Below are 9,335 nucleotides of genomic sequence, written 5' to 3' on the forward strand. Positions count from 1 at the left end.
TTGAAAGTGACCAGCTAGCATCCAAACTGATCATTACTTGTACGGATTGATTGTTCTCGTGCAGATGGTTGTATAAGAATAATCAGTTTTAATGGTCGAACTGGTCAGCTTAAGAAGTTTGTAGGCGTTGTGTTAGAAAATTCTTACGAAGTATTACGTGCATAAATTTCATGTTTATACATGAGGACATATCTGCCAAATTCTATTAAAATCCTTCCCGTTCGCCCGGTGTCAGGGCTCTTTACCGGTGCATGGATTGCCAGGCCATTACACTGGGCGAACACCTTCTTTGGGGGGATTGTTTAAAAGTTTCGGATATAAGAATGGGCGACCCTGGAGTCGCCCATTTTTATTGGATGATGGAGCCGATCCGGGTCAGGATACGGTTTACGCCACCAACAGCCAGATTCTGGCGTTAACTTGGAATTGCATCCACTGCCCGAGTGCTGGCCTGGTGCTGCTGCCGGTAGTTGGATGCTCGCTGAAGCACTCGGGTCAAGGCCTGAAAGTTTGCCGGCTTGGTTAAAATGTCATTGGCACCGGCGGCCCTGAAGCGCTCTATCTCGCTTGAAAAAGCGCTCGCGGTGAACGCAACAATGTAGCAAGTATCGCCCAATGGTAGCTTGCGGATTTTACGGATGGCCGCCAACCCATCCATAACAGGCATGTTGATATCCATAAAAATGAGATCTGGAGTCGACGTCATACACTGATTGACCGCCTCCTGGCCATCTGACGCAAGATCGGGTGCATAACCCAACTCTTGCAACATCGCCATGGCAACTTTCTGACTCACGGGATGGTTTTCCACCAGCAGGATGTCGAACGGGCAGTCCTCGGCAAAAGATGAGTCGAAACCCACCGCGGCATGATCGTCCCCGATGGGTATCTCCGAGACTGAAAAAAGCTCCATGGGGAGTGAGAAGGAGAACGTCGATCCAACGCCAGGCTGACTGGTAAAGGATAAAGTCCCCTGCTGCGCCTCGACCAGATTCTTGCAGATTGAAAGACCGAGCCCACTCCCGGTGAAGCGTTGAGTGGCCGGCCCTTTAAACTGAACAAAGGGCTTGAACAGGCTGTCTTGCCGCGCCAAGGGGATACCGATGCCGGTATCGCGTATGGAGAAGTCGAGTCGGGCTTGAGGGCCGTAACCGCTCGTCGTGACCATGAGCGATACTTTTCCGGTTTCGGTGAATTTGACCGCATTGCCCAACAAATTGAGCAATATCTGGCGAAGGCAATCGGTATCGGTTTTGACCAAGGGCGGTACGTCCGGTGAGACCTTGACCTCAAGCACTATTGGCTTGTCCTGAACGTTTTGCCGGATCACTTCAATACTGGAAGAAACCAGTGCTCTCACTTCGAAAACACGAGGTTTCAACTCAAGTTTTCCCGCTTCGATTTTTGCAAGATCGAGAATGTTGTCGATAAGAGACAGCAGGGTTCGTCCACTGGTATGAATCGTTTTTAGCAGACGGCTTTGCTCGGAATTCAGGGTGGACCGGGCCAGCAATTCGGTCGCGCCGATGACACCGTACATGGGGGTGCGGATTTCATGACTCATGGTGGCCAAAAATCTGGTTTTTGAACGATCAGCGTCCTCGGCGGCATTTTTTGCCTGATTCAATACCTGTTCGTTTATTTGCAATTGCTGGAGATGAGCACGCATGCGTAAAAGGCTGAGGGCGAGAAAGACCAGAATGGCAAGGATGATATGGTGCAGGGAGTCCTGATTAAGTTGGTGGTAGTAGTCCGCCAACGTAATCTCCGCGCCAGTCACATAAACCGTACCGTCCTGCGATTTCATTGGGATGAAGACGGCGCGAAAATCTCCCCAATGATCCGAGTAATCGATCCAGGTGGGCTCGGTGCGCCCAAAACTGTCGAGCAAAGCCTGACTGGCATCCGGATAAGGATCGAAAAAACGTACGAAATTCTTCTCCTGAATTTCTTTTTTCGATGCGCTGGAGCTGACCAGATAAGCTTCTCCAGCACGTTTGACCACGCTGTAGACAAAGGCGGTGCCCATGGACTCGTTGAACCTGGAGAGCCGCTGAATGGAATTCCAGTCTTCCGCTTCCGATTTGGACTGCTTGTCGATCAGATTGTCATGGTAGCGGTCGCCGAGGATGGCCGAAGTGCCCAGCGCGGCGTGCAGCAATGTGTTATTGATTTTTTCAGTGAGGACTTCTTGAGTCTCGACGTAGAGGTAGTAGATGTAGCCACTGACACCTACGATGTAGACCAAGAGTAAAGCCCATGTTTTTCGTTTGAATTTGAACATGTATTACAGCCTCCATACTGTGCGCAGAAGTATAATTTGAAGGTTGCTTGAAAACCATTGTTTTGTTTTTTAATGAATTGAAGTGATGGCCGTGAGGGAGTTACTTGACCGAAGGGCCAGTTTTTTCTGGGCTTTCGGTGTTCACGATGTTGAGTCGGTGTTTTGTATTGATCAGAAGTTTACAGGCGGTGCTTTAACAATCTCTTGCGAAATGTCACGTGAATGAATTTTGAGGGAAAATTTCAACTTAACGGGCTGTTCCACGGTCACTACCAGGCTTGATCATGAGTACGTGGTCCATTTTTTGATATCGGTATTGCTCGACGAACTCCAGTGCGCTATCTGGTTTTTCCAGATACCGGTTGAAGCACGCTTTTGAGATTTTGTAGTACTCCTCGTAGTCGACGAGGCGGTTGCTGACCGGGATTGACAGGTAGAACTTGCCGGACGTTTCTTCGTGTCCGATGCTGAAGTATTCCGTTTCGTTTGTGAAAATACTTTTGAGTTTCATTTGGATACCAAACCCTGTTTCAGGGGCAAAGGGCAGATTACCAATCACGAAGATTTGAATGAATCTGCCGCATTGCGTTCGATCATCTAGTTAAAGGAGTTCAGACCTCTTTTCTCCACGCGGAAAAAGTGATGGCTGTTCCTTCTTCCTCGTTATCCTTAATCTCGATCTTGTAGGTGGCACCACCTGCAACACCTTCAATCAATGCCTTTTCATCGTTCGCACTTAACTCGGCTCCCTTGGCATTCTGTTTGTAAAACTCGACGACGTCGGAGAACTCGGTATAGGTTTTCAGCATGACCTCGAAATCATGTCGTGGCCGGCCTGCCAATTCGTCGAAGTCACCGTAAATCGGTGCGCCTTTCATGCCTGGTGTGGTGTACACGCCATCGACGCCAGCGCCCGCCAGATGGGCATTCTTTGGAAGCAACGGGAGCATCGCCTTCGGGAAGTCGGAAGGCAATTGCGAGGCGTTCCAGGAGTCTTTTTGCGGGTCAGTGGTGATGTATTCGACCGTGGCAATTTTTTGCGCTCGAGCACGTGTTTCGGGATCTTCACTTTCGGCCCAATACGCAATCAATGGCGGCAACTGTTTGCTCCAGACAATGATTGGGTCAGCATCGCTCTTCTTGGCGCCTTTCGCCTGGAAGATAGTCAGCACAGTTTCTGGGCCAGGATTGCAGGACAACGACTCTGTGCGTGATTTGACGGTACAGTGCCCATTGACCAGCCCAACAGCGATCAACTGCCCCTTGTCGTCCAACAACAGTGCGGCGCGCTCGTCGCCGTGGTTACCATCATCCATGGCCGTCAGCATTTTGCGTCCGGCAGGTACACCTTCCTCAAACGTCGAGAACTCTGAATCAAGGGCATCTAGCACTTGCGTCACGATCAACGAGTCATCGTTGGTGTAGCTGCCTGTCGCATAACCGATGAAGTCAATCAAGGCGGCGCGTATCGCCGGGTCTTCGTTGAGCTGTGGCGGTCGTGCAGGGGCGGGGTCATTGGTGAGCAGCAACACAGTTGTACCGTCTGCGCGCTTTTCTGATCGAAGTGACAGCGCGGCAGCGTCAAGAGAAAGGGTCAATGCCAAAAGCATGGCGAATGGTCGTGCGATGGTAAACAAGGGTTCATTCCTTTGTTGAGTGGTGATCCAGTTTCTTTGGGGGTGACTTTTTGATGGCAATGCATCAGAAGCAAAAGGGAAGCAAAAAGAGGACACACATTAGTTTTTAATATCGACGAACTCTGAGCGAGCCCACCTTCTCGATCAACGCTAAGGTAAATGCCTCCTCCGACGTGAACTTCAGTGTTTCCAGCCAGCTCATAAACCACTCGACGTCCAGTGCCGCGAATATCGTAAGCCACTCAGCTTTTTTGCCTTCACAGGCGGGTACTGCGCTCCCACTCAGCCCATGACCCTTGCCTTCAAAAAACAAAAAATAGTCATCGTCGTAGCAGTAGCCGATCAATTTTGGCCAGTCAGAGCTGTGGGGGTGCTCCGGTACAAGATCCCTTTCGGCAATCACATAATAACTTCGGACTTTGTGGGGCTGTAGGGGAAGACGGTAGGCAGTAAGCCAGATCAGGCATTGAGTTGCTCTATCGGCGGCGTCCATCCAAGTCGATACTTTCTTGTCCAGCTCAGTAAGTGTCCCTGCGGTGCCCTCGCGATAAAACATTAACCAACCTTCTCGTCCTTCATTGATTATTTGGTAGGTATGTCCATGACCTTCGACGGTCAGCGACCAGCAGCCGAAATATGCTCGCTGGTCCGAGAACTCGGTGACGGTGAATCCTGCACGTTGAACAGCATTTTGCAAATCGGGATAAGGCAATTGGCATACTCCTAGCAAAACTAAGTTCACACCTTGAATTTTGTGCCACCTCTGTGATGTGGGGAGGCCGGCCAGATGATTCTCAGATTTATTTTCACAGCATAGAAAATAAATCTGTCCTCTTTCTTTACATTTTTGCTTTTAAGCGTTGAGGTGAGTTTTGTTAATTTTTTAGGCAGTTCTCTTGGTGTGAGCTGATTTGGATGTTCTTTTGTTACACTGCACCATAGTTATGATATGCCTTAATATTTGCTATGGTAATGTTTTTTGCATTGCATGTGGCTGTACATGAATTTCCAAGCCCAAGTGTGACCTTGTAGTTTGAGCTATCTTGAATAACGGTTATAGTAGTGGGGCCGCTGAAATTGAAATTTTCTACGTTGAAATTTTCTACATTTATTATGTAAAGTTGAAATTCGTACTCGTTATAATTTTTTGCCAGCCATTTCTTAGGGGCGGCTGCTTGTTCTACTTGGCTGCATAATTTTAAGCATATAGAGTTTCCGTCCAGCATAACGTAAGAAGTGCGCATGCTGGTAGGGGAGTAGTCTTCTCCAAAAATAGAAGTCCACTGTTTTTTATTCGATATTGATGATGTCCACATTTTAGATTACTCAAGCATGTAATGGTTGGCCACACTTTTGAGGTGGGATATTTTAGTTCGATGCAGCCAAAGGGGACAGATTTATTTTCATGAGTGCGACAGAAAATAAATCTGTCCCCTTTATATTTTCTTCATGTTTTTCCGTGTCCCTTTTTTATTATTTTCTGCCGCTTCAGCTTTGGCAAGTAAACTATTGAGTTCAGGCTCAATTTCAGCAATAGGCGTTGTCTCTATAATTTCTTTGATAAAAGGTGCGTATTGTTTTTCTACAGGTACTTCTGTCCAGTCGAGTTCGTATATTACGATAATTTTTACATCTTTATAGCAGGAGCTGGAAAGTAATAGCTTTAGGAGTTTAATTGCGTGCTCTGTTCTATCGTCTCCCAATGAAACGGCGCAACGCTGTTGCCAATACTCTGGTTTCTGAAGTATTTCTTGCTCTAATCGTTCCCATTGCTGATCTTTAAAGTCTATAAGGACTGACTTTGCAACAAGCTCTGTACTGTATTCAGTCCAGTTTGACTCTTCCGAGTCGCCGATCCATGAGTGAAGCTTTTCATAAGCCTCGTCTTTTTCATAATTTTTCATGGGGGGCGGCTCTTGTTGGACAAAATGAAGTCGCTGCCCCATTTTCTGATTGCTTGCAATTTGTTTATGTTGGGTTTTTGTTTTAAAAACTTTGAATGATTTCTGGTACTTCAGTTGTAGTTATTTTGATGGTGTCTAACCTTTCAATTAAGGATCTTATTTTGTCGCTATGCTCTATTGGAGTAATAAGTTGTGCGGCTGAATGAGTATCGCTTTCTATGAGGCGACCTACGAGGGTTTCCCTACTACTTGTTAAGAAGTCAAAGATATTTTGCGAAGAGATACCTTTGTCCGCTTTGCTAAGCTGTTCCCATATAAGATTGAGGTCGGGGGGGGACTTTTTGAAGATTAGAATTGTATTCCGATGCTGTGTTAGTTCGTTTGGATCGAATTTGATGTCTTGAGTGTTATTTAATTTAATGTATGAATATATTTTTGATGTTTCATTTTTTTTTATTAGATCGTTTTCGGTCAAGGACCCGCCAATTTCTTTGCGTAGGCGTAGCTCTTGAACTTTTTCGTGTTCCAGCGAGTAGCCTATTGTCCGCCATTTCATCACTACTGGCCATTCGGATCCTAAAATATTGGTGAGTTCTTTCCAGATGGCCCATATTTTCAGAGTGGACGCGTCAAGAAATGAAAAAGTTATAAAGCCGGGAGCGGTAGTGTAGTTTGGCTGCTCCCAAAGTTTTATCCCTGGTTCGCAAGTATAAAATGTGCTCATGGTTTTCCTTTCTTGAAGTAGGTATGTGAGTTATCACCTTCTTTTAGTGGTGCTTTTGTACCTGTGGTGCCAGTGACCTCTGTATTGAAGTGAGGGCCTTCATTCCCTTTTACATGGCCAAGTGAATGTTCTCGTACTGTAACAATTCGACCATCCTTTAAGTGAAATTCGTAAACGCGGCTCATTACACGACCCTTTTGGTCGGTAAGTACTTCTTTATACGACGTTGAAGGTTGCTGCGACAGGGGGACTCCGCCGACTTTTTTGGCCTGTCTGAATGCGGCTTTCCTCGTAAGAGTGCTGTCATGGCCTTTCGGTAGTTCAACTTCATCAGTTTCTACCTTGGAACTACTCGTATCATCTGCCTTTCTCTTGGTTACGTTTTTTGCCTTTCCAGGGCAGTTAGTAGTCAATCCCAACGGATCCACCCACCCCGTAGGGTTAGGCACGTACTGGTAGTTGTTCAACCCACCCGCAAGCTTGATCGGATCCGGCGTCAAAAACCGTCCAGTCCCCGGATTGTAGTAGCGATGCCGGTTGTAATGTAACCCTGTCTCGGCATCGAAATACTGGCCCTGAAAGCGCAGCGGGTTGTCGATTTCGGCGATGTCGAGTGCGGCGAGATTACCGTAGGCGCGGTATTTGGCCGACCACATGATCTCGCCGCTGTAGTCGGTGAGTTCCTGCGGGGTGCCGAGGTGGTCGAGTTGGTAGTAGAACGGCGCGGCCTTCAGCGGGCCTTCGCCGTCGAGCATGGCCAATGGGCGGAAGCTGCCGGGTTCGTAGATGTAGCTGCGATAGCGGTTGTCCGCACTTTCAGCGATGAGGCGTTCACCTTGCCAGAGGAATTCGGTGGTGTGACCATCGACGGTTTTGGCGATGCGACGGCCGAAGGCGTCGTATTTGTAGCTCGCGATGCTGCCCCCCGGCAGGCTGACGCCGATCAAACGGTGCTGGCAGTCGTAACGGTACTCAGTGACGAGTTTCTGACCGGTACCGCGACGTTCGCGGGTCAGATTGCCAAAGGCATCGTAGTCGTAATGACGGTCGCCCTGCATCAGTAGGCGGTTGCCTTTGACGTTAGCCAGGCTCGCGCTTGGTTGGTCGCCTTGGCCCAGCAAGTTACCTGCCGGGTCGTGCGCGAAGCTTTCCGGTGTGCTGCCACGAACGTTGATCAGGCGGTCGAGCGGGTCGTAGTGGTAGCTGCGGTTGCCCTTGCGGCTGTCATCGATGCCCGCGAGATTGCCGTTGGCGTCATAGGCGTAGCGGCGCTGGAATAGGTTGCGTTCCTGTTGGCTGACGCTGTGCGCTTGCAACCGACCCTGTTCGTCGTACTGGTATTGGCTGAGCAGCAGGCCTTGTTGGCGTTGCTGTTCGCGGCCGGCGTTGAACTGGTGAGTGGTCAGGCGCGAGCCGTTGAGGTCGATGCTGCTCAACTGGCCACCGGGCTGGTGGCGGTAGTCGAGCTTGCTGCCGTCCGGCAGTCGGCAGTGCTTCAGTTGGCCGACGCTGTCGTACTCGTAGCGCAGAGTGCCCCAGCCCTGATGTTCGGTGATCAGGCGGTCTTGCAGATCGTATTCGTAGGCGAGGGGCCAGTTGCCGTCGTTAACATTAACGAGACGACCGAGGGCGTCGTAGCTGTAGTGAATTTCTTCGCCGTCAGCCAGGGTTTTCACCAGCAGACGGCCAGCAGCGTCACGCTGGTACTCGGTCACCAGTTCGCTGCCATCGTCGCCGAATTCGGTTTTCTTCAGCAACCGACCGTTGAGGTCGTATTCGTAGGCGGTGCGGCGACCGTCGAACCCGGTTTCCTGCTGGATCAGGCCGTTCGGGTAGTAATCGAGGTTGTAGTGCTCGCCGCGTTCATTTTCAATCTCGGTGAGCAGCAGACGCGAGTTGTCGTAGCGGTAACGCAGCTGGCTGCCGTCGGGGTTGATGCGGCGGCTCACCAGGTGCAGGTTGTCGGCGTATTCGTAGCGGGTGATGCGCCCGAGTTCATCCCGTTCGGCGGTGACGCGACCATACGGGTTGTAGGTGAAGGCGCGGGTGGCGCCACCGGGAAGGGTGATTTGTGTCAGGCGATCAACGGCGTCCCATTGGTAATGGGTGATGGCGCCGGTTTCATCCTGACGTGTGATTTGCCGACCTAGCGCATCGTAACGATACTTGCGTTGGCCGCCGTCAGGCAGGCGTTCTTCCAGCAGTTGGCCGAGATTGTTCCAGCCCAGTTGATGACGGCTGCCGTCGGGGTGACGTATTTCCAGCAGGCGGCCTTGACGGTCATAACTGTAGTGGGTTTCGGCGCCCTGAGGATCGGTTTGTTGGGTGATATCGCCTTGACGGTTGCGCTCGTACTTCCAGCGCGCTTTACCTCGCTGGACATCAATGAGTTGACCATTGAAGTAGTTGTAACGGGTCGGTTCGTCTTCTGGCGGGACCACGGCCATCAGGCGCCCGGCATCGCTGTACTGATACTCGGTGATGGCCCCCATCGGATCTTTTACTGCGACCAGACGACCCTGATCGTCATAGGCTTTCTGCGTTTCCCCACCATCGGGAGCGGTCTCGCTGATCAAACGCGCATTCTTATCATGCACGTAGACATGCTCGCTGCCGTCGGAGTTGTAAGCAGTCACTGAACCTTTGTCATCTCACTCGTTGAACGAGCCCCATGAAAGACAGGACACCGTTTCCCCCTTACGATAAGGGATAGGCAAACGGTTATGTTTATGACTAACAGCAACGATAAGAGTGGGGAGCTTTTGGGCCAGGAGCGGCGGCGTCGC

The 9,335-nt window shown here is 50.1% G+C and carries 7 protein-coding genes and 1 pseudogene; all 8 read right to left on the minus strand.

Features of this window, described 5'->3' with window-relative positions:
* Window positions 1-415: 415 nt before the first annotated feature.
* On the minus strand, window positions 416-2,284 hold the full coding sequence (locus AACY49_RS21395) for an ATP-binding protein (protein ID WP_339526247.1): 1,869 nt from the start codon (window positions 2,282-2,284) through the stop codon (window positions 416-418).
* Between the two features lie 247 nt (window positions 2,285-2,531).
* Window positions 2,532-2,843: a hypothetical protein gene (locus AACY49_RS21400; RefSeq protein WP_339526249.1), complete on the minus strand. Its 312-nt coding sequence runs from the start codon at window positions 2,841-2,843 to the stop codon at window positions 2,532-2,534.
* Between the two features lie 52 nt (window positions 2,844-2,895).
* Window positions 2,896-3,894: a hypothetical protein gene (locus AACY49_RS21405; protein ID WP_408980624.1), complete on the minus strand. Its 999-nt coding sequence runs from the start codon at window positions 3,892-3,894 to the stop codon at window positions 2,896-2,898.
* Between the two features lie 133 nt (window positions 3,895-4,027).
* Window positions 4,028-4,633: a hypothetical protein gene (locus AACY49_RS21410; protein ID WP_339526251.1), complete on the minus strand. Its 606-nt coding sequence runs from the start codon at window positions 4,631-4,633 to the stop codon at window positions 4,028-4,030.
* A gap of 214 nt (window positions 4,634-4,847) precedes the next feature.
* The gene (locus AACY49_RS31930) at window positions 4,848-5,237 is read right to left on the minus strand and encodes an Imm50 family immunity protein (RefSeq protein ID WP_445262656.1); all 390 of its coding nucleotides are present in this window, start codon (window positions 5,235-5,237) and stop codon (window positions 4,848-4,850) included.
* Between the two features lie 120 nt (window positions 5,238-5,357).
* Window positions 5,358-5,825: a HEAT repeat domain-containing protein gene (locus tag AACY49_RS21415; protein ID WP_339526253.1), complete on the minus strand. Its 468-nt coding sequence runs from the start codon at window positions 5,823-5,825 to the stop codon at window positions 5,358-5,360.
* Between the two features lie 82 nt (window positions 5,826-5,907).
* Window positions 5,908-6,549 carry a hypothetical protein gene (locus AACY49_RS21420; protein ID WP_339526255.1) on the minus strand — a complete coding sequence of 214 codons (642 nt, stop codon included), beginning with the start codon at window positions 6,547-6,549 and terminating at the stop codon, window positions 5,908-5,910.
* A pseudogene (locus AACY49_RS21425) lies at window positions 6,546-9,200 on the minus strand (RHS repeat-associated core domain-containing protein); the annotation flags it as partial. The gene AACY49_RS21420 and the pseudogene AACY49_RS21425, both read right to left, overlap by 4 nt.
* Window positions 9,201-9,335 lie beyond the last annotated feature (135 nt).

The organism is Pseudomonas sp. EL_65y_Pfl2_R96 (assembly GCF_963970905.1).
Lineage (GTDB): Bacteria > Pseudomonadota > Gammaproteobacteria > Pseudomonadales > Pseudomonadaceae > Aquipseudomonas.